Source organism: Acidicapsa acidisoli (assembly GCF_025685625.1).
Taxonomy (GTDB): domain Bacteria; phylum Acidobacteriota; class Terriglobia; order Terriglobales; family Acidobacteriaceae; genus Acidicapsa; species Acidicapsa acidisoli.
Genome location: NZ_JAGSYI010000005.1, coordinates 64,964 through 85,581, shown reverse-complemented (window position 1 = coordinate 85,581; position 20,618 = coordinate 64,964). Strand labels below are relative to the sequence as shown.

Sequence of the window (20,618 nt, the reverse complement as noted above, 5' to 3'; positions counted from 1 at the left end):
CTATGGACGGATTGGCAATGGCCACGACGGCCGGCAGAATGGCCCTGACGTTATCGATATTTATGCTGCAGGGACTGAGGCGTCTGTTTCTCTGTCTGCTGCTGGGGTTCGAGCTGCTGTTTGTTTTTCGTTCCCTTTTTGACCTGCTTTCGGGCGGCTTCGAGAAGATGGTGGGCTGGTGGTGGCATTTGCAGGCGGCGAGTTCTCTTTCAGGGCGGGTATTCAGTTACTTTCATTGGGGCCGGTTTTTCATCGAAGAGACGCTTTTGCTGGCTGTTCTCTGGGGCTTGTGGTTCTTTGAAGGGCGGAGCCGGAGGGGATTAGGACGGTACGTGGCTGCGGCTTAGGAATTGCCTGATGTAACCCGGATTGAATGGATACAAAGTGCCTCATCCTTGACGCAATGCGCGTTAGGGATGGGGCACTGGCGTTTGTCGTGGATGGAAAGGGTCAGGCGGGGCGAATGACTGGGTTTCTTCGGGATTTCCACCAGTCGATGGCCGGACGGGCTAGGAAGAGGATGGCCATGATGATGGTGATCCAGAGCGGGGCGAGGACGCCGGTCTTGACTTGCCACCAGTAGTGCAGAATTCCCAGGCAGACAGCGATATAGACGAGTTTGTGGAGCTGGTTCCAGCGTTTGCCGCCCAGGCGGCGTATTGAGCCGGTGGTGGAAGTGAGCGCCAGCGGAACGAGCAGCAGCCATGCAGTGACGCCGGCGGTGATGAAGCGCCGTTTGGCGACGTCCTGAATGATCGTGTTCGGGTCGAAATAGGCGTAGAGGCCGATGTAGGCTACCAGATGGATTGAGGCGTAGAAAAAGGCGAAGAGGCCGAGGAGGCGGCGGAATTTGATGAGCCAGCTGAGCCGGGCGAAGAGCTTTCGCAAGGGTGTAATGGCGAGTGAGATGACGAGCAGATTCAGCGCCGTATTGCCGGTGGAGAACTCAATTCTGCCGGTGGGGTCGGGGCCGAGGTTGTTGGTGACGGCTCCGTAGGCGAGGATCGCAAGCGGGTAGAGGCAGGCGATCCAGGTCAGGACTTTCAGAGTGATCAGGATGGGTTTGTTCATGGCCCTTGGCGAAATGTGAGCGCTTCGAGTTTTGTGGTATCCCACCCTAGGCGCAGAAAACGCGCCAAGGATGGGGCACCCAGAGTTGTGGAATGGTCCGCTTCCTGGAGAACTTAGTAGTACTTGCGGAGGTCCATGCCGTTGTAGAGAGAGGCTACCTGGTCGCCGTAGCCGTTGAACATCAGCGTCGGGTGGCGTTGGGCGTAGAAGGGCTGGCCTATGCGGCGTTCGGTCTTCTGGCTCCAGCGAGGGTGGTCGACGTTGGGGTTGACGTTGGAGTAGAAGCCGTATTCATTGGCGGCTAGGTCATTCCAGGTCGTGGGGGGTTGTTTTTCCACGAACTTGATCTGGACGATGGATTTGGCGGACTTGAAGCCGTATTTCCAGGGGACGATGATGCGGACCGGGGCGCCGTCCTGTTTGGGGAGTTCGTCGTCGTAAAGGCCCATCGTCAAGAGTGTCAGGGGGTTCATCGCTTCGTCCATGCGCAAACCCTCGGAATAAGGCCAGAAGATCTGGCTTTCGCTCTGCCACTTCTCGACTTTCTTGTCGAAGTAGCTGAGGAACTGGACGTATTTGGCGTTGGAGAGAGGCTCGCACTCTTTGATGAGTTCGGACAGGGAGTAGCCGACCCAGGGAATGACCATGCTCCAGCCCTCGACGCAGCGGAAGCGGTAGGTGCGGTCTTCGAGCGGGCGGAGTTTGAGCAGAGAGTCGATGTCGAAGGTTTTGGGGCTTTTGACGAGGCCGGTGACCTTGATGGACCAGGGGCGTGTGGGCAACACCTGTGCGTTTTGGGCGGGCTGGTTCTTTTCGACGCCGAATTCGTAGAAATTGTTGTAGTGCGTGATGTCCTGGAGGCTGGTGAGCTCTTCGCCGGTGGTCGACAGCGGGCTTTTCACTGTCTGGAGCTTTCCTGCGGCGTGGACGGAGCCGGAGGGTGCGAGGATCTCGCCCAGGCGGTCGCTTGCGAGAGCGACTGCGCCAGCGGCGGCAGCGGCCGTGAGGAAGCTGCGCCGATTGAGCCATTTTTCTTTTGGAGTGATCTCGGAAGACGGAATATCGGAGCCAGAGAGCGAATTGGGTTTGCGGATCAGCATGGGGACCTCAGGGAACAGGGGCCAGGGAATAGGGAACAGGAAAGCCCCCTTTTTCCAAGGCTCGGAACACGTTCATTAGACTACGCGGATTGTGATCGCGTTACAGGAACGTCGAGCAGGAGCGGAAAGATTGCAGGAAAGGCTCAGGCAGGTAAAGGGGGAATCGAGGATGTCTTTTCGCCGGCGAGAAGGCGGTACAGAGTAGACCGGCTGATGCCTAACTGGCGCGCGGCGCGGAGCTTATTGCCGCGATTGAGATCGAGTACGAGTTTGAGATGGGACTGAATCGCTGCGTCGAGTGACAGGTTGCCGGGCGGTTCTGTTTGCGGCGACAAAATCGGGGCGGAAGATGCGGATGGAGCAGCTTCTCCGGGGATCAGGCGCGCGAGGTCCGTGGGCCGGATGATGCCGGAGGTTGAGTCGAGAACAGCGGATTCGATTACGGAGGCGAGTTCGCGGATATTGCCCGGCCAGGTGTGCTGGAGAAGGCGGGGCAGAGTTCCAGGGGCCAGTATGGCGGCTGGTTGCTGATAGCGGCGACAGACTCGGTCGATGAGCACTTGTGAGATGGGAGCAATGTCTTCGCGGTGGTCGCGCAGTGGCGGGATCGAGAAGCGGACGGCGGAGAGGCGGAAGGCGAGGTCAGGCAGGAACAGGCGTTGCCCGGCCAAAAGGCGCAATGGGCAGTGCGATGAGGCGAGGAGCAGGAAGTTCGGCAGGGCGTCAGCTTGCAGGGTTTTGACGAAGTTGAGGAGCAGGCCCTGACCGATGGGAGCGAGCAGGTCGACGCGATCAAGATAAAGAATGCCGGACATTTCGGTTGGATCGGTGTCGTTGGCCAGCCATTCGCGTGCATCGTGACGGCGAAAGGGAAGGTCGGCGCACTGCGAGAGGCGATGGATGGTCTGAGCGAGGAGGTATTTTCCAGTTCCGGCTTCGCCTTCCAGGGCAGCGAGCTGGAGCCGGGGAGCGGTGATTTCGGCCTGGAGCAGGAGGCGACGCAAGGGGGTGCTGACGCCGATGAACTGGGCGGACGCAAGGGGCGCGAATTGCCCAGAACCTGGGATGCCGGGGCGGTGTGGATTCGGCAGGTGGTTTGTCGAGAGAAATTGTGAGCCGTTGTCCATGAGAGCCGCACTTGCCGCCGATTTCAGGCGAAATTGAATGCCGTTAGCGGACGTATCGGCGAGGCTGGCGGGAACTTGAGAACAGGGAATAGGGATCAGGGAATAGAGGTGCGGACTTATTTCGGGAGTGGGATTACCCAGGTCTCAGAGTCGAGACCTGGGTAATCCTGAGCTGTGATTTGCGGTCGAATCGGGTTAGCGGAAGCGCTTGGAGGGTTCGTCGGAGGCGATTTCGCCATCGCGAATGTGGACGACGCGATGGGCGTATTCGGCGATGTCGGGCTCGTGGGTTACGAGAACGATGGTGTTTCCCTTGGCCTGAAGGTCGTCGAAAAGGGCCATGATCTCTACGCCGGTCTTGGAATCGAGATTGCCGGTGGGCTCGTCGGCGAGGATGATGGAGGGGCTGTTCACCAGGGCGCGGGCGATGGCGACGCGCTGGCGCTGACCGCCGGAGAGCTCGTTTGGCTTGTGGTTCATGCGCGCTTCGAGGTTGACGTTGCGCAAAGCGTCTTTAGCGCGCTCGATGCGTTCGGCGGCGGGTGTGCCGTTATAGATGAGCGGCAGTTCGACGTTGTGCAGGGCTGTGGCGCGGGCAAGCAGGTTGAAAGTTTGAAAGACGAAGCCGATTTCCTTGTTACGGATGCGGGCCAGTTCGTCGTCGTCCAGGGCGCTTACGAGCTGGTTGTTGAGCCAGTAGTTGCCTTTGGAGGGCGAATCGAGGCAGCCGATCAGGTTCATGAAGGTTGACTTGCCGGAGCCGGAGGGGCCCATGATGGCGACGTACTCATTGGCCTTGATCCTGAGCGAGATGCCGCGAAGGGCGCTGACCTGCTGCTCGGAGCCCATGTCGTAGGTCTTCCACAGGTCTTCGACGACTATCATGTCGCGCTGGGTTGAAGTGTCGGCGGCCGGCTCGATGGTGGTCATTGTTTTTGTTGCCATCCTGTCGATTCCTTCTCAGTGTAATGCCCGGTTCGGTTGAAGCTTTGACGTTCCCTCGCCAGTAACGGATTCTCCCCGTTCAGCTTGCCGGAGTTACTGCCGTGGGTTTGGCGACGTCGCGTTTGAGCAGCGCGCCGCTCTTGAGTGCGCGGAGGGTCTTGAACGGGCCGATTACGATCTCCTGGCCCTCCTGGATGCCGGAGAGGACCTCGATGTCGGTTGCGCCGGTGATTCCGGTCTTGACAGGAACGAAGACGGAACGCAGTTTGCCGTTGATGGTCTTGAGGACGTAGACGCCTTGTACGGGAGCGGCCGGTTTGTTGTTAGAAGAGGTAGTCGATGCGGCTAGTACGACCTTGCCGTTGGTATCCAATTGCTCGGGCACGGAGTTTGTGAGGGCCTGAATGGGCAGGGTGAGAATGCTGGACTTGCGTGCGGTGGTGATCTTGGCGGTGGTCGAGAGGCCCGGACGCAGATCCTTGTCAGGCGCGTCGAGGGTGATAACGACCTTAAAGTCTTTGGCCTCTTCGGTGCCTGTGGTGCTTTGCGATGTGGCCACGCCGGTGGAGCGCAGGATGGCCTGATCGCCGACGAGGGTCACGTGGCCTTTGAAGACGCGGCCGGGCAGGGCGTCCACGGTGACGTCGGCGGGCTGGCCAAGCTGGATGTTGACGATGTCGGTTTCGTCGACTTTGACCTCTGCGGTGATGACGCTCATGTCGGCGAGCGTCATCAGCGTGGAGCCTTCGGCGTTCTGGATGCCAACGACGACGGTTTCACCCTCGCGCACGGGAAGATTGGTCACGATGCCGTCGAAGGGTGCGACGGAGACAGTCTTGTCCAGAGCATCCATGTTGGAGCGGAGGGTGGCCTGGTTGTTGGTGACCTTGGCTTTGGCGGACTCCGTCTGGGCCTTTGCCTGGACCACGGCTGCGTTGCACTGCGACAGGGTGGCGACGGCGAGATCGTAGGCGGCTTTCTTAGCGTCAAAATCCTGCTTGGCCATAATGCCGCCCTTGTACAGGGCCTGGGCGCGCTCCCAATCCAGCCGTTTTTGCTCGAGATCGGCCTGGGCGTGTTCCACGTTGGCCTTGGCGGTTGCTTCGGCGGCGATATAGGAGGCGACGTCGGTCTTGGATGAGGCGATCATGGCCTGCTGGGCGTCTACGTTCGCCTCAGGCTGCACGTTCTCGACGCGGGCGAGGACCTGACCCTTGGTGACGTGGTCGCCTTCCTTCACTTCGAGGTGGGTGATTCGCCCGAAGGAGGTTGCGCCGACGTTGACGTAGGTTTTGGGCTTGATCTGACCGGTGCCGCTGACCACGGTCGCGAGGTCCTGCCGGACCACTTTGCCTGTGAGGACGCTGGTGTAGCCGGACTGGGCCTTCCAGACCATGAAGGACACAAGGCCCGCTATCACCAGGACCGCAAGAATGATGCCAATGACTTTTTTCATATCTCGATTGTGGTAAGGAAGTCTCCGCTCACAGTGTACGCAATGAATAGACTGAGGGTTCCCGGAAAAAGACAGGGAAATGGGGGACAGCCAAGGGTTAAGTGCGCCGGAGCGGCCTCTCGGTGAGCGGGATTCGCGGAATTTGGGCTTTCCGGTCGTCGAGGGGGTGACGTTTCTCCCACATAAGTGTCAAACAGGTACTCCAATCCTTGCCCGACCCCGCGCGCGACCGTAGAATAAGGGGATTGCAGGAGTAGGACAACCGTATGAAGCAGACTGTTCGAAGGACTTTTCGCGGGGCGGCAAGCAAGGCGTCGGTATTTGCAGTTGGAGTTGGTTTGCTTGGCTTTGCGCCGGCCTGGCTCCTGGGATCTGGCATGCCCGGCGGAGCGGGGTGGCAGGAGCCGGCTACGCCTGCGGTGGGAGCAAGCGCGCCGGCCGGGGCAGCCGCGGATGCGGGTTCGGACAGCGCACAGGATGCTTCGCGGAAGAAACTGGACAAGCCGGACGACGCCGATCCGCTGAAACGGCCGCTCTCGGATAAGCAGCGGTTTAGTCGCCAGAAGCAGTTGAAACAGGAGCTTTCCACTACCTACAAGACATGGCTGAACGAGGATGTGGTCTGGATCATCTCGGATGAGGAGAAGAAGGCGTTCAAGAACCTGAGCAACGATGAGGAGCGGGATGCTTTCATCGAACAGTTCTGGCTGCGCCGCAACCCCGATCCGGATTCGCAGGATAACGAGTTCCGTGAGGAGCACTACCGGCGCATTGCTTATGCGAATGAGCACTTTGCGGCGGGCAAGCCGGGTTGGAAGACCGACCGGGGCCACATCTATATCTCGTTCGGGAAGCCGGACTCGATCGATTCGCACCCCTCGGGCGGCAGCTACGAGCGGCCGATGGAAGAAGGCGGCGGCGAGACTTCGACGTTCCCGTTTGAGGTCTGGCATTACCGCTATCTTGAGGGCATCGGCGACAACATCGACCTGGAATTCGTCGATACCTGCCAGTGCGGTGATTACCACTTTACGATCGATCGATCGGAAAAGGATGCTCTGCTGCGCGTGCCAGGCGGCGGCGAAACGCTCTACGAGCAGATGGGCATGGCCAAGAAGGCCGATCGCTTCAAGGGCGGGATCGAGAACCTGGGCAACGGGCCGCTGTCGGCTGGCCAGGAAGGCAAGGAGTTCGACCGCATTGAGCTGGCGGCCAAGATCTTTGCTCCTCCTCCGGTCAAATTCAAGGATCTGGAGAGCTTCATCTCGGATCACAAGCTGCTCACCGGGCCGATCTTCCCGTTTGATGTCCGCACAGACTTTGTTCGCGTGACCGAGGATACGGTGCTGGTCCCGATCACCTTGCAGATCAAGAACAAAGACGTGACCTTCAGCACGAAGGACGGGGTTTCCAAGGGCGTCGTGAACATCCTGGGCAAAGTCTCGACGATCACGCACAAGCCGGTGCAGACATTCGAGGACACGGTGGAGATTACCGAACCTTCGGAGCTGCTTTCGCAGACGCTGGAGAAGCAGTCGGTTTACTGGAAGGCTCTGCCGCTGCGTCCGGGAGCGTACCGCGTCGATATCGGCATCAAGGACGTGAATAATCCGGATCACGTGGGAATTTACGCGCAGAGCATCAACGTGCCCAAGTATGACGACGAAAAGTTGGCGACCTCTTCGCTGATTCTGGCCGACAGCATGTATGCGGTTCCGAGCCAGACGATTGGAACGGGCAGCTTTATCATCGGCAACATGTATGTTCGTCCGCGCGTGAGCCCGAATCCGGCGACGCCGGTGAAGTTTACCCGCAGCCAGAAGCTGAATTTCTGGATGCAGGTTTATAACCTGGGCATCGATGACAAGACCAAGAGCAACGCGGCGACCGTGACTTATGAGATTCGCGATTCGGCGTCGGACAAGCTGCTTCTCGAAACGCACGAGGAATCGAAGGATCTGAGCGCGCACAGCGACCAGTTGACGATGGAGCGAAGCGTGGCTTTGGCAGGATTGCAGCCGGGCAAGTACAAGGTGACGATCCGGGTGAACGACGAAATCTCGAAACAGGAGATTGCGCAGTCAGCCCCTTTTGTCGTGGAATAGATGACACCCCCGAACGGTATGACCGGGCAATGGATCAGGTCGACCGAATTGATGCGCCACTTGAGGAGAAGTCTTTTATCGGAAAATGCCGGGTCGCAAACTGTTAACCCAAAACCGTGAAGAGTACTTTCCAACAACTCGTAACAGCGCGATACGTAGCGACGCAAATGCTAGTAGCGTTTTCTACGCTGGCCATCCTGGGGTGTCTAAGCTATTCCGAAGCCGCGTTCGGGGCGAGCACCGTCACAAGTGGAACTGTGGCGGGAGTGGTTTGTGACACTGCGGGGACGCCGCAGGTGGGGATTGCGGTCGAGCTGTTGCGCGGCGACTCGAGCCTTGCAGCCCGTGTATTCACTGACGGCAAAGGCAACTACAGCATAGCTTCGATACTGCCAGGCCAATATGCTCTGAAGGCGATGGGCGGCTCGTTCATTCCGACCCTGAAGCAGAATCTGCGTATTCGCGCCAATACCATTGTCAATTTGACCATGGAAAGCCTCTACGACCTGATGCAGTTTGCTCCGCAGATGCGCAGGGCGCGGCCTCGGGGCGACGAGGATTGGGCGTGGACGCTGCGAACGGCGGAGAGCCGTCCGTTGCTGCGCTGGCAGGAAGATGGTTCGCCGATTCTGGTGTGGGACGGCTCGGCTGAGACGAGGCGCGGCGCAGCGAGCAAGCGGCGTGTGCGCGTAATTACCACGGCAGGTGACAAGCGGTTTGGGTCTGGTTCGCAACAAATTTCGATGGCGATGCAGGAGGACACTTCCGCACGGCGCCGGATTGCTTTGAGCGCGGAGGCTGCTCCGGACGCTGCAGGGCTGATGGATGCGATGCTTGGTTTCCGACAGGAGATGGCGAACTCCGGGATGGGATCCAGTTCGGTGCAGACACTGGCGGCTGTGATGGTGGATCCGGAGGCGGGGTCGGGCAGTCAGCAAGGGCTTGAGGCGGTGGCGCTGCGTTCGTGGGAATCACTGCAACTGCTGGACAGCCTAGAGGCCGAGGCGGGATCTGACCAGGTTATGGCGCGAGTCGGCGATGGGTTTCAGAGCGGATCGGCGGTGTTTGCCGCTCTGCCGTTTGCCAGCGTGACGCTGCACCATGGACAGGGCGCGCTGGAATATAGGGTTGCCACGGCGCGGACGGCCGATCCCGAGGGTGGGGAGTCGCTTCCGGGGCAATGGCTGCCGGTGCTGAGTGAGCGCAATGGCGCACTGGTGCTAGAGCATGGGCTTCACCAGGAACTGGGTTGGTCGACCAGTGCGGGGCCTGCTGAGGTGCAGTTGGTGTTCTATGGGGACACGCTGGAGAATCCGATGATCGAGGGATTCGGCCACTTGAACGCGAGTGCGGATGCCGGTCAGTGGATGCTGGTCGATGGCGCGAGCGGGCTTCTGCGGACGGCGGGACCGAACTATTCGACGACTGGAATGCTGGCTTCGGTGGAAAGCCGGCTGCCGGGACACAATCGGGTCAAGCTGAGCTATGCCAGTGGCGACGCGCTGGTGATGCAGGCGACGACCAAGCCCGAGGATGTGGCGACTATTGTTCAGGGGGCGCACTCGCGCCGCGCACAGATGTATTCGATCGCCCTTTCGGGAACGGCGGAGGGGACTGGCACCCGCTGGCGGGCGAGCTACCGGTGGCAACCGGAATCGACGGTTACACAGGTGGCCCCGTTCGCGGTGGACGCCAGTGAGCCTTATCTGAATGTTTATATTCGCCAACCGATCTGGGTGAACCGGCAGGGGCCGGGAGGCGTTGAGGCTCAGGTGGATCTGCGCAACCTGCTGGCCGAGGGCTATCAACCCTTCCTGACAAGCGATGGGTCTCGCCTCTACTTCGCGCAGGCCCAGCGGTGCGTTCGGGGCGGCTTGGCGTTCACGTTCTGAGCGCCGTTTCTGGCCCAGATTGGATAGGAAAAAAGAATGTGGTAAACTCTTCAAGTGGACGGCGGATTCGGGCCGTTCGCGCTGAGGCTGGCCTCCCGGCTGCCTGCTTCATCCTTCCAAATGGACCTGTAGCTCAACTGGCAGAGCATTCGACTCTTAATCGACAGGTTGTGGGTTCGATTCCCACCGGGTCCACCATCTAATTCCCAAAATAAGTGGTTTTACTTGCGTTCCCGGTGGCGTTCTTGCGCTTTCAGCAATGGAACGTAAAACATGACGTGTGTCGATTTCCTGACTGCGGGGATTGATTGCATCCCGCCCCCGGAGTCGAGGCGGGTGTGCTGGTATGGGTTTCATTGACTGAAGGTTGGCTTTGCTCTGGATTCTCTGAAACCTACTTTGTCTTCAGCACGAGCACTGTTGCGATTGGATCGAGCGCCTGCACCGGTAGTGCGATGTCGATTCCGCCTGCGCTGTTTGTGATCTTGAGAGGCTTCTTCGATTTATCGGCGAGTAGATACGCGCTGGTGACCGTGCGCGGAAGCTTGTCGAGGTGGAAGCTGCCCTTGGGCCAACTGAAGAGTTCGATGTAGATGGCGTCGTCCGTGGTCGTAGAGCGCCAGTTCCATGTGGGGATGAACTTCGGCTTGCCTTCCTTGTCCTTTTCGGCTGTGCTGAAGCTGCCAGCTTCGCTGCCGAAGAGCGTCGCGTGCGTGCCGTAGATCGCTTCGCCGTTCACGGCGAGCCATTTGCCAACCTGCTGGAGCCGTTCGATCTCGGCGGGTGGAACATTGCCCTTAGAGTCAGGACCGATATTCAGCAGATAATTGCCGCCCTTGCTGGCGATGTCGATGAGGTTCCGCAGAAGCGTCTCCGTGGACTTGAAGTTGGTGTCGTAGGACTTATATCCCCAGGTGTCGTTCATGGTCATGCAGGCTTCCCAATCGCGTCCGGGATAGCCCTGGGCCGGAATGAATTGCTCCGGTGTTTCGGTGTCACCCTTGTAGCCGCCGCCGAGGCGGTTGTTCCAGATCAGGTTGGGGTGCTGATTAAGCAGAGCAACGATCTCGCCCGCCAGTGCAGGCGTCATGTCTGGCGTGGGCGTATCGAACCAGATGACCACGGGAAAGTCGCCATAGTTGGTGAGCAGTTCCTTCATCTGCGGAATCGCCTTGGTGTGGAGATAGGAAGCGAAGTCGCCGTCCTGTGAGGGGTCCCAGTGATGATTGGGCCGGTCATGATTGCCCCTCTTGTAGGCCGCGCCTCCGGGCGCTGTCCAGTCCTGGTCCTGCGAGTAATAAAAGCCGAGCTTGACGCCTTGCTTTCGGCATTCCTCAGCCAGTTCACGAAGAGGATCGCGATGGAAGGGCGTCGCCGCGACGATGTTGAAGGGATCTGCCTTTGAATCGAACATCGCGAAGCCATCGTGATGCTTTGCCGTGATGACGATGTACTTCATGCCGGCGGCCTTCGCCAGCGCAACGATGTCGTGTGCGCTGAATGCCGTTGGATTGAACTGGGAGGCGAGCGCCTTGTAGTCGGCGACCGGAATGGAGGCTGAGTTCATGATCCACTCGCCGATGCCGGGGATTTGTTTGCCGTTCCAGGTGCCGGCGGGAATGGAATAGAGTCCCCAGTGGATGAACATGCCGAAGCGGGCCTCGCGCCACCATGCCATGCGGGCGTCGCGCTGCGCGGCGGTTTCTGTATCCTGAATCGCGGCTACGGAATGATCCTGATTAGTGGCGATGCGATGGCCCTCTGTCTGTGCGGGCGAGTGGAGCGCGTGTGAGGCTAGCAGCAGAGCAACGGCCGCGACTGTGCAGCGATATGTCTTCAAGGTTCCTCCCGGTGGCCTGGCGATGGCGCGAGAATTATATATGAAATAGTTTGTTCACCAGCGGAACTGGCAAATTATCGAGAGAATCCGCAGAAGCGCGCGCGAAGATCGAAGGAAAGTCCTATTCAGGTGACGGGTCGGTCCTTCCTCCGTTTAGGATGTTGGGATATCACAGAGGCAACGGATGAGTATGACGGTCAAACGAGTGGCAAAGTCCGCTACGGGTGCAGCGAAGGCAGTGAAATATGCAACTCCAGCGCTGGACAAGGGGCTGGATATCATTGAGTATCTGGCTCACGATTCCGCGGGAGCGACGAAGAGTCAACTGGCTCGCGAATTGAACCGGACTGTCTCAGAGATATTTCGGATGCTCGTTTGCCTTGAGCGCCGAGGATACATCGCCCAGATAACGCAGGATCGTTACTCTCTGACGCTCAAGTTATTCAAGCTTGTGCAGGAGCATCCGCCGACCGAGCGCCTGATCGCGGATGCGTTGCCGATCATGCAAAGGCTCGCGCACGATACCGCTCAGTCCTGTCACATGGGGAGCATCGAGAGCGATCACGTTGTCATTCTGGCTCAAGTGAATGCGCCGTCCAATCAAGGGTTCTATGTGAAATTGGGCTCCACGGTTGACATCATGGATTCATCCAGCGGCTACGTGATCATGGCTCACCAGGACGCTGCGGAGCGTTTGCGCACGATCGACAATTGGAGACGCGAGACGGGGAAGAAGTCTCCTCGTAATCTGGCATTGCATCTTGATCGTCTGCGCAAGGTCGGATACGAGCGCCGTGCGAGCTATCTTGTGAAAGGCGTGATTAATATCAGCTTCCCGGTTTTTGATGATCGAGGCAGGCCTCTTGGCGCGATTACTGTCCCTTACATCGAACATCTTAGGGGTTCCTGCCGTGAGGCTGATGTGATCAAGGCGCTTCATCGGGCGGCGATGGATATTACGGCCGCCATCGGCGGTAAATATTCGAAGCCTGGTTCGAAACAAGCAATATCGAGGCGCAAAACAAGCGCAAGACAAGTTAGTTATTGAGGCTTGTTTGACGGCTCCAGAAGGCGGAGCGCCTTTTGAACGTCTTCGTCGCCGGGTGACAGTTTTTGTGCTGCGAGCAGTTCCACGCGGCCATTCTTGTAGTCGCCTGAGTGGCAATAGATCAGGCCCAGATCCTTGTGGAGCTGGGGGAGTACGCTGCATTTGCCGCAGGTCTCGATGGCCTCTTTGAGTTGCGACACGGCCTGCGGCCAGTCGTGTGCATCTGCGGATGCAAGCGCGAAGTTGCCCAATGTTTGAGCGCGATCCATGATGTGCTGCTGCGTTTGCAACTCCTGAAATCGCTCCTGAAGCCGCTTGGCCTCCTCCGGGTCTGATTTCATCAGCAGCCGGGAAAGGCTGTAGTAGGCTTCGTTGTATTGCGGACGGATCTCGATGGCTTTGCGCCAGCGCTCGATGGCTCCGGCAGTGTCGCCCTTGCGCTGCAGTTCCTGCCCCAGCATGAAGTCGGCCTCGGCGTTGTCCGGGTTTGCGGCGAGCGACTTCTCAAACTGGCGGATCGATTCGTCTGTGCCCCCTGCCTGCCTGGAGATCAAGCCCAGCAGATACCATGCATCGGCCGAGCTGGGATCAAGCCGCGTGGCCTCTTCCAGCTCCGGTTTTGCCTCGCTGTTTCGTTGCAGATCGAGAAGCACACGGCCCTTGTTGTAGTGCGCCACGGCGTTGCTGGTGTCCAGTTGAACGGCCTCGGAGAACTCCGCGAGTGCGTCTTTCAGATCGAACTGATCTGCCTCGGCGATGCCCAGGTTCAGATGGGAACCGGGCGATTTTGGATCCAGCTCCGTCACTTTACGAAAGTAAGTCAGCGCCTCGCTGGCCCTGTTCAGGCGCACCAGGACCATGCCGTAGGCGCTGAGCGCGCCGGTGTTGCGGGGATCAAGCTGTACTGCGTTTGCGAGCGTCTGGCCAGCCTCGGGAAACCTCGATTCGCTGGCCAGAATCAGGCCCAGATTGGCGAAGGCCTGACCGTACTGAGGATTGTTCTCTGTGGCCTGACGAAACAACTGCTCCGCCTCGGTGCTCTTGCCTAGCTGCCCGTAGAGAACGCCCAGGTTGTTTTGCGCTTCAGCATATTGCGGGTCCAGCTCGATTGCTTTCTTGAACTGCTTTTCGGCGTCTGTGGCCTGATTTGACGCGAGATCGAGCACCCCGAGTTGATTGTGGGGTGGAGCAAGCTGTGCATCCAGTTCCACCGCTTTTTGGAGCGCATCTCGCTCGCCGTTGTAGTCCGGCACGCGATCCAGAGCGAGGGCCAGGTTGTAGTAGGTGCGTGCGTTGCTGGGGTCTTTGGCAATCGCTTCGCGATATAGCTCGGCAGCCTTTTGCGGCTCTCCAGACTGCAAATCCTGATTGGCCTGGTTGGCCTTTACAGTGGCAGCGACCTGCTCTACACCTTCCTGCTTTTGCTGCTGGAAGCGGCTCAGTTCCTTGTCGGCTTCGTCCTTCAGTCCGAGCGCGCGAAGCACCGATGCAAGCTGATAAAGCGCCTTGCTTGAATCCGGATTGAGCTTCAACGCTGCTTCTAACTCGGGCCTCGCCTCGGCTGGCCGGTCGAGGTGGGCCAGAACGAAGCCGAGGTTGTAGCGGGCGTCGAAGTGATTTGGGTCGATGGCGACGGCCTTGCGCAGGAATTTCTCAGCTTCCGTGTTGTTGCCCAGCCCCTTTGCCACCACGCCGCTGAAGTACAGCGCGTCGAAATCGTGCGGCTTGCGCGACAGATAATCGCGAATCACTGGTGCGGCCGCATCGAACTGCGCAAGGACCACCAGCGCCTTGACGTATGACAGGCGCGCCACGTCGTCGGAGGGATCGAGCCGCATGGCCTCATGGAACTCCTCTGCTGCCTCGCCGTACCGGTCTTGCTGGGTGTAGACGATGCCCAGGTTTAAATGCGCCTCGGCATATGTCGGATGTTCTTTGACGATGGCTGATAGAGCTTTGAGTGCGTCGTCAAGATCACCGTTCTTCGAATACGCGACGGCCAGGTTCAGTTGCAGGACTTCATCCGGAGGTGCGCTCTTCAACTCCTCAATCGCGGCTTTATATCGCTTCTGGGCGATCAGCGCCTTGGTCAATCCATCCAACGCCTTGATTGACTTGGGGTCGACTTTCAGAACAGCCCGGAAGGCATCGATTGCCTCGTCCTGCCGATTCAATTCACTGAGCGAAGCCCCCAGAGGCAGAAGAATTTGGGGCGAGGCAGGTTTGAGGCTGGATGCGGTCTCGAGTTCATGGGCGGCGCGCTGGGGATTGCCGCTGCTGAACAGAGCGATGCCGAGATCGTAGTGGCTCTGCCACGACTTTGGATCAAGGTGAATCGCGGCTTCGAAATCGGAAAAGGCGCATGAGAACTGACGCCGAGCCGCGAACCAAGACCCCAGCGCTTCGTAGGCTCCGGGTGAAGGGCTTGCGGCGAGCGTCTGCTCCATGGGCGCGGGGCCTTTGCAGATGGACGCTTGCTGTGCGGCCGCGGAGAGCGGCGCTGCGCAGAGCAGGGTGAGCACCGGCTTCAAGATTCGCTTGTCGAGAAGCTCGGTCATACCCTGACGCAAAACCATGCTGGCTCCGTAACGCAATTTTTCGATGGTATTCACTCTAGCGCCTAGGATTTCGCTTGCCCTCCCGAGCCGTGCAATTCGCATGAACAGGATAGACCAGGAATCCCGCGCGGGCGAGGAGCCGATATTCTCCATCGCCGGTTCAGGGAGCGCGGAGGGTAGACGTGCATTGGCTCAGTAGGCCGAAGATTGTAATCTCCTAGCATGGAACGCTTGTCTCCTCTAAGTTGGGAAGTCGTAGAGGCCCAACTCGCATTTGTGCTAACTCAAGCTCCATTCGATCAACGCACAATCGACAACGCCCGGGATCTAGTGAGTATTTGTCGGGCTCGGTGTGCGCCTCCGAGAGCTGTAGCGAAGGGATACTGGGCCACTGTCTGCCTGTCATGGCCAATGTCGGAGGTAGAGGTCTTTTCTGATGGATTCGAGCTTTATCGCTTTCACGACAAACGTACTGATATCTCTGAGTTTCCTCGCCAACCAGGAGAACCGATACCAAAGACCCTGACTGACGAGATTTCCAAGCTTCCTCGAGAAGTGGGATAGTTGCGAAGCCGCTGCTGTTCGACCCGACGGCGGACATCTCAAACTGAGAAACTACTGGCAGGCGAGGATGCGGAAGCGGCTGCGTGTCCAATGCTACAATTCGCCTGAATATGGAGATACACCGTCTCGTTGCTGCGCCCGGCCGCATCCGTCTGTTGATTCTTCCCATCGCATTGTTCCTGAATCTGGCCATAAGCGGCTCATGTTATGCGCAAATGGGTGTGGCCACCGGAAACGGAACGGCCACGCCTGCCAAGCCGCTGCCGCCGGGAATGAAGCCCCCGGTGGTTCGCTTTGAAGACATTGCGGCTAAGGCTGGGTTGACTGGCGTGAACGTCTCCGGCGCGGCGAAGAACAAACAGTACATCGTCGAGACGACCGGGACTGGAGTGGCGATTTTCGACTACGACAACGATGGCTTGCCGGACATTCTTCTGGTCAATGGCGATCGCTTTCAGAAGGATGGTACTTCGCCGACCCCTTTGCTCTACCACAACCTCGGTAATTTCAAGTTTGAGGATGTCACCGCGAAGGCTGGGTTGGCTCACTCAGGCTGGGGGCAGGGAGTTTGCGCCGGGGATATCGATAACGACGGAAATGTCGACGTGTTCATGACGCAGTGGGGCCAGAACGTTCTTTACCGCAATCAGGGGAACGGCACCTTTCGCGATGAGACGGAGGCTCGTGGGCTTGGCATGGCTAAAACCCGCTGGAGCACGGGCTGCGCATTTCTGGACTTCAATCGGGACGGCGCCCTGGATCTCATGGTGGTGCACTATATCGAGTTCGATCCTGCCAAGACGCCGCATCCGGGAGAGAGATCGCAGTGCGAATGGAAGGGATTGCCGGTTATCTGCGGCCCGCGTGGCCTGCCTGGAGAGACGATCTCTCTGTATCAGAATGACGGGCACGGCCACTTCACCGACGTATCGGACCGAATGCACATTACGACCCCTAAGAATTACTACTGCTTTACGCCGCTGGTGGCGGATTTCGACAACGATGGCTGGCCCGACATCTTCGTCGCCTGCGATTCCACGGCGAGTCTTTACTTTCATAACCTGAAAGGAGAGCGCTTCGAGGAGATCGGGGTGCAGGCGGGAGTGGCGTACAACGACGAAGGCCGCGAGCAGGCAGGAATGGGCGTAGCGGCAGCAGATTTCGACCATAGCGGGCGATTCGATATCTTTAAGACCAACTTCGCCGATGATACGCATACTCTCTATCGCAACCAGGGAGATAACAACTTTACAGATGCAACGATCGACAGCGGCCTTGCGGTCAACACCAGATATTTGGGATGGGGTACTGCGGCGATCGATATCGACAACGATGGATGGCAGGATCTGATTCTGGCTAATGGTCATGTATATCCCGAAGTAGATTCCGGGCATACCGGCGAGACGTTTCAACAAAAGCGATTGGTCTACTGGAACCGTGGCGACAAGCAGTTCTATGATCTGTCTCCCATGGCTGGCAGCGGCATCGCAGAGGCACATTCGTCTCGCGGCCTGGCCACCGGAGATCTGAACAATGACGGCAACGAAGAGATTGTGATCGTCAACATGGGGGAAGCTCCGTCCCTGCTCAGGAACACTGCTCCATTGATGGGGCATTCAATCCTGATTCGTGCACTGACCGCAAGCAATCGCGATGCGATCGGGGCGCGCGTTACTGTGACTGCGAATGGTCAGAAGCAGATGGATGAAGTCCGCAGTGGCGGATCTTACATTTCGCAGAGCGATTTCCGGCTGCACTTTGGCCTCGGCAAGGCGACTTCGGCGGATCTGTCGGTCCGGTGGCTCGATGGGAAGACCGAGGCATTTTCCGGAGTCGCCGCAGGGCAGGTCGTGACTATCCAGGAGGGCAAAGGCATCGTCAAAAAACAGCCTTACGCGGTTCCGAAACCCTAGCAGAGGGTTACGGCTGCGGATTCTTTCCTTCGGCGCGGGCCAGCATTTTGCGCATGAAATCGTCCTGGGGGAAGATTTCGAGGTAGCGTTCGAGAGCGTCGTGCGCCTTTGCATATTGCTTTGTTTCGATCAGGCGGATCACCAGCATTTTCCGGATAACGGGATTGAATGGGTCCAGGGTGATCGACTGCTCGATCAGGGACAGCGCTTCCTCCGTTTGTCCTAGATGAGCGAGAGCGTCGGCTAGATCGGCATACGTGGTTGCTGCTGGCGTTCCCAACTGCAGGGCACGCCTGAGATGCACGACAGCGGTCTGAAAGTCTCCGCTCTTCAGGGACTTACGTCCTAGCGATGCCTGGACGAGCGGATCGTCCGGTTGTTTCTGCTCCAACTGGCCGAGAACTCGAAGATAGGGCGCGACGTATTCCGGGCTGCTTTCTGCAAGTTCTCCGTAAGCCGACAACAGGGATAGCAACGGAAGAGGGACTGACTCCTTTCCCGGAGCTGGATTGAGATGGATCAGGTCAGGCAGCGCTGTGGTTGTCTGGCGGAAGGTGATGTCTGGGAACGGTTCGTCTGGTGTCGCTACGATGCGGTGGTTGGTGGCGCTGGAGTGGGAGATGACCTGTATATCGCGCTTCGGCATATGGCAGCCGATGCAGTCGTTGACGGGTTTTCGCTGCATACGGGTGGCGATAGGCGCCTTGCAGCTTTGATCGGTATGACAAGTGAGGCATTTGCTGGCGAAATACGCGGAGGCCCCCTCGCGGGACGGCTCGACATGAGGATCGTGGCAGGTAATGCAGCTCATGCGGCCCTGGCTTGCGCGGTAGCACTTGCTCAGTGTCATGGAGTAATAGTGCTCGACATGGTTCGCAGACGGTGGTGATTCGCGCGTTGGCGGAACCAGCAGGATCGAGAGCGTGTCGTCGAGTGGAACTCCGGGGTGGACATCCTGATACGTCTTTCCTGGCTTGAGAACTCTCACATCGCCGGTCTGATGGCAGGCCATGCAGATGTTGTCGGCAAGGTAGGGAGTAAGGTTGGCTGGATTCACAATCCGGCTGATGAGAGGTTTCGCAGATGCGGATTTGGTTTCAGCCAGAGCACTCGTTTGGCGCATCGATTGCGCGTGATCGGCTCCGGGACCATGGCATCGTTCGCACCCAATGGCGAGCTCCGAGAAAGATTCACTCTCGAATTTTCCGTTGGTTCCGGCTACGGAATTTGGCCGGCCACTGTGACAGAAGATGCAGCCGGGCGTGATCGGGCGGTTGAATCCCAGATCGGTGAACTCATATCCGGGCGTTGGCAACCAGTTCCTCGGCTTGGAATAGAACGAGAGAGGTGCCTGAAAGAGGAAGTTGTCCTTGCGGACAATGGCCCCGAATCCATTCATGCCCGCTCCGATGATCCACTCGATCTGGTGGGTGTCTCGAAAGCTCTCCTTCCCGTCTGCGTCGGTTCCGGATTCGGTCTGATAGAGCTTTCCCTCTTGGGAGTAGACCTCAAAGCGCCGGTTGAGTCTCTCGTGGAGGAACGATGCGGAGGTTGGTATGTTTTCGAGAAATGCCGGTGTAACCAGGGACATAGAACGCCCCATGCTGGTTTGCGAATATCGCCGATAGATCTCCCCATGGCACCGCGCGCATGCCTGTGAGCCGATATAACCTTCCTCGGACTGCCCTGTATGAGCTGCGGAGGAGTCGTTCTGTCCCTGCGCCGGGCTTGCCCAGAACAGAAATGTCAGGGTGACGGGCAGAAACGCCGCCGATACTATCCGCCGTAGTTTCAGACAAGTACCTCGCCGAGGAGAAGCATCTTTCCAGCTCATGATCAGACCATGCTTCGATTCTCAACGAGTTTCACATGACTGGGACCAGTTTTCTTTGGGTTGAGGAGCGAGCCACCAGCGTCGGTTCAAGAATAATGGTCCGAGCGCGAGGTATCTGTTTGGATTCAATGAGGTTGAGGACCAATTCGGCGGCGCGCTGGCCGATCATCTGGCTCTGTTGGTCGATGCTCGAAAGCGCAACTCGAAGACAGTGGTTATTGGGCAGATTTCCGCAGCCGATCAGCGCGATGTCTTCTGGAATCCTCAGACCCGCTTCGAGGATGGTACTCATCGCTCCAATGGCGAGCGGATCGTTGAAGCAGAATACGCCGTCGGGCATCGGATCTCGTTCTAAAAGAAGCCGCATCGCCTCTGCGCCCTGCCGTGTCGTTTCCGTATCCACGTAGCTTCTGCGCACGACGTAGTCTTCCCGAAAGGGAATCCCGTGATGGCGCAGAGCCTGTTTGTAGCCTTCGAATCTGCCAATGCCCGTGCTGTTATCCTGCCCCCGAATGTGCGCCACGCGGCGGCAGCCCATATCGATGAGATGCTCCGTCGCCAAGCGTCCGGCCTTCTCGTCATTGATGCCGACGAAATTAGCGGTCAGGCCGGTGAGGTCGCGATCAATGAGCACGTAGGGCTGAGCCTTGCTGTCCATTCTCTCGAACTGCTCGAGATTCGCCCCGGAGGAGGCAATGATGAGCGCGTCCAAACGGCGTCCCAGCAGCCGCGAAATTTCTTCTTTCTCGAGTTCCGGATCTTCCTCCGATGAGGACACGATCAGAGAATAGCCCTTGTCCCGGACTGACCTTGAGAGCGCCAAGGCAATTTCAGCGAAGAATGGGTGGAGCAGGCTGGGTGCAACAAGGCCAATCAGATAGCTGCGCCCGGTGACCAGGCTGCGCGCGAGGGAATTCGGCTGATAGTCCAACTCTTTGACTCGTTCGAGCACCCGCTGGCGGGTCGTCTCGCCAATATCAGGATGATCGCGCAAGACCTTGGAAACCGTGGCCTGGGAGAGACCTAGTTCCTTCGCTATGTCTTTCATTCTAATCGTCATTTCAAGAGAACTCCGGCTCTGCTCTTGAGCTTGCGCCCCAACCTCAAGCTTTAGAATCCCCGGGCGCAACCGCCAGACGATCCCAATTTCTCTGGTCGATTTCCG

At 58.5% G+C, this 20,618-nt stretch carries 14 protein-coding genes and 1 tRNA gene; 6 read left to right on the top strand and 9 right to left on the bottom strand.

Going from position 1 to position 20,618, the window contains the following annotated elements:
• Positions 1-2 precede the first annotated feature (2 nt).
• Entirely contained in the window at positions 3-347 is a 345-nt protein-coding gene (locus OHL23_RS25495) for a hypothetical protein (RefSeq protein ID WP_263354871.1), read from the top strand.
• 103 nt (positions 348-450) lie between these two features.
• Here the strand turns inward: OHL23_RS25495 and OHL23_RS25490 are convergent, their stop codons facing one another.
• The 5 genes from OHL23_RS25490 to OHL23_RS25470 form a co-directional block, all read right to left on the bottom strand.
• Positions 451-1,071: a protein-methionine-sulfoxide reductase heme-binding subunit MsrQ gene (locus OHL23_RS25490; protein ID WP_263354870.1), complete on the bottom strand. Its 621-nt coding sequence runs from the start codon at positions 1,069-1,071 to the stop codon at positions 451-453.
• A 113-nt stretch (positions 1,072-1,184) separates the two neighbouring features.
• Positions 1,185-2,171 (bottom strand): protein-methionine-sulfoxide reductase catalytic subunit MsrP, encoded by a 987-nt coding sequence (gene msrP / locus OHL23_RS25485; RefSeq protein WP_263354869.1) that lies wholly within the window; start codon positions 2,169-2,171, stop codon positions 1,185-1,187.
• 143 nt (positions 2,172-2,314) lie between these two features.
• Complete coding sequence (locus OHL23_RS25480) at positions 2,315-3,298, bottom strand: helix-turn-helix domain-containing protein (protein WP_263354868.1); 984 nt, start codon at positions 3,296-3,298, stop codon at positions 2,315-2,317.
• A 195-nt stretch (positions 3,299-3,493) separates the two neighbouring features.
• Positions 3,494-4,228, bottom strand: a complete 735-nt coding sequence (locus tag OHL23_RS25475; RefSeq protein WP_396127425.1) for an ABC transporter ATP-binding protein — start codon at positions 4,226-4,228, stop codon at positions 3,494-3,496.
• A 94-nt stretch (positions 4,229-4,322) separates the two neighbouring features.
• On the bottom strand, positions 4,323-5,699 hold the full coding sequence (locus OHL23_RS25470) for an efflux RND transporter periplasmic adaptor subunit (RefSeq protein WP_263354867.1): 1,377 nt from the start codon (positions 5,697-5,699) through the stop codon (positions 4,323-4,325).
• A 266-nt stretch (positions 5,700-5,965) separates the two neighbouring features.
• On the opposite strand from OHL23_RS25470, the gene OHL23_RS25465 reads away from it, so the two are divergent.
• From OHL23_RS25465 to OHL23_RS25455, 3 genes are all read left to right on the top strand, one after another.
• A complete protein-coding gene (locus tag OHL23_RS25465) occupies positions 5,966-7,804 on the top strand; it encodes a GWxTD domain-containing protein (RefSeq protein ID WP_263354866.1) in 1,839 nt (612 codons plus the stop codon).
• Positions 7,805-7,971: 167 nt separating this feature from the next.
• Positions 7,972-9,696, top strand: coding sequence for a carboxypeptidase-like regulatory domain-containing protein (locus tag OHL23_RS25460; protein ID WP_263354865.1), 1,725 nt, complete (start codon positions 7,972-7,974; stop codon positions 9,694-9,696).
• Positions 9,697-9,818: 122 nt separating this feature from the next.
• Positions 9,819-9,894 (top strand) — tRNA-Lys (locus tag OHL23_RS25455).
• Positions 9,895-10,090: 196 nt separating this feature from the next.
• Here the strand turns inward: OHL23_RS25455 and OHL23_RS25450 are convergent.
• On the bottom strand, positions 10,091-11,536 hold the full coding sequence (locus tag OHL23_RS25450) for an alpha-L-fucosidase (protein ID WP_263354864.1): 1,446 nt from the start codon (positions 11,534-11,536) through the stop codon (positions 10,091-10,093).
• A 190-nt stretch (positions 11,537-11,726) separates the two neighbouring features.
• Between OHL23_RS25450 and OHL23_RS25445 the strand changes: the two genes are divergently transcribed.
• Positions 11,727-12,584, top strand: a complete 858-nt coding sequence (locus OHL23_RS25445) for an IclR family transcriptional regulator (protein ID WP_263354863.1) — start codon at positions 11,727-11,729, stop codon at positions 12,582-12,584.
• On the opposite strand, the gene OHL23_RS25440 is transcribed toward OHL23_RS25445, so the two are convergent.
• Positions 12,578-15,196, bottom strand: coding sequence for a tetratricopeptide repeat protein (locus tag OHL23_RS25440; RefSeq protein WP_263354862.1), 2,619 nt, complete (start codon positions 15,194-15,196; stop codon positions 12,578-12,580). The genes OHL23_RS25445 and OHL23_RS25440 overlap by 7 nt on opposite strands.
• A 593-nt stretch (positions 15,197-15,789) precedes the next feature.
• Here OHL23_RS25440 and OHL23_RS25435 point away from each other — a divergent pair.
• Positions 15,790-17,619 (top strand): CRTAC1 family protein, encoded by a 1,830-nt coding sequence (locus OHL23_RS25435; protein WP_263354861.1) that lies wholly within the window; start codon positions 15,790-15,792, stop codon positions 17,617-17,619.
• Between the two features lie 7 nt (positions 17,620-17,626).
• Here the strand turns inward: OHL23_RS25435 and OHL23_RS25430 are convergent, their stop codons facing one another.
• Complete coding sequence (locus tag OHL23_RS25430; RefSeq protein WP_263354860.1) at positions 17,627-19,453, bottom strand: tetratricopeptide repeat protein; 1,827 nt, start codon at positions 19,451-19,453, stop codon at positions 17,627-17,629.
• Between the two features lie 31 nt (positions 19,454-19,484).
• Positions 19,485-20,513 (bottom strand): LacI family DNA-binding transcriptional regulator, encoded by a 1,029-nt coding sequence (locus OHL23_RS25425; protein ID WP_263354859.1) that lies wholly within the window; start codon positions 20,511-20,513, stop codon positions 19,485-19,487.
• Positions 20,514-20,618: the final 105 nt, after the last annotated feature.

Bases quoted from the DNA above. Each gene is read 5' to 3' on its own strand.
- OHL23_RS25495 (WP_263354871.1), top strand. From the start codon at position 3: ATGGACGGATTGGCAATGGCCACGACGGCCGGCAGAATGGCCCTGACG.
- OHL23_RS25490 (WP_263354870.1), bottom strand. From the start codon at position 1,071: ATGAACAAACCCATCCTGATCACTCTGAAAGTCCTGACCTGGATCGCC.
- msrP (WP_263354869.1), bottom strand. From the start codon at position 2,171: ATGCTGATCCGCAAACCCAATTCGCTCTCTGGCTCCGATATTCCGTCT.
- OHL23_RS25480 (WP_263354868.1), bottom strand. From the start codon at position 3,298: ATGGACAACGGCTCACAATTTCTCTCGACAAACCACCTGCCGAATCCA.
- OHL23_RS25475 (WP_396127425.1), bottom strand. From the start codon at position 4,228: ATGACCACCATCGAGCCGGCCGCCGACACTTCAACCCAGCGCGACATG.
- OHL23_RS25470 (WP_263354867.1), bottom strand. From the start codon at position 5,699: ATGAAAAAAGTCATTGGCATCATTCTTGCGGTCCTGGTGATAGCGGGC.
- OHL23_RS25465 (WP_263354866.1), top strand. From the start codon at position 5,966: ATGAAGCAGACTGTTCGAAGGACTTTTCGCGGGGCGGCAAGCAAGGCG.
- OHL23_RS25460 (WP_263354865.1), top strand. From the start codon at position 7,972: ATGCTAGTAGCGTTTTCTACGCTGGCCATCCTGGGGTGTCTAAGCTAT.
- OHL23_RS25445 (WP_263354863.1), top strand. From the start codon at position 11,727: ATGACGGTCAAACGAGTGGCAAAGTCCGCTACGGGTGCAGCGAAGGCA.
- OHL23_RS25430 (WP_263354860.1), bottom strand. From the start codon at position 19,453: ATGAGCTGGAAAGATGCTTCTCCTCGGCGAGGTACTTGTCTGAAACTA.
- OHL23_RS25425 (WP_263354859.1), bottom strand. From the start codon at position 20,513: ATGACGATTAGAATGAAAGACATAGCGAAGGAACTAGGTCTCTCCCAG.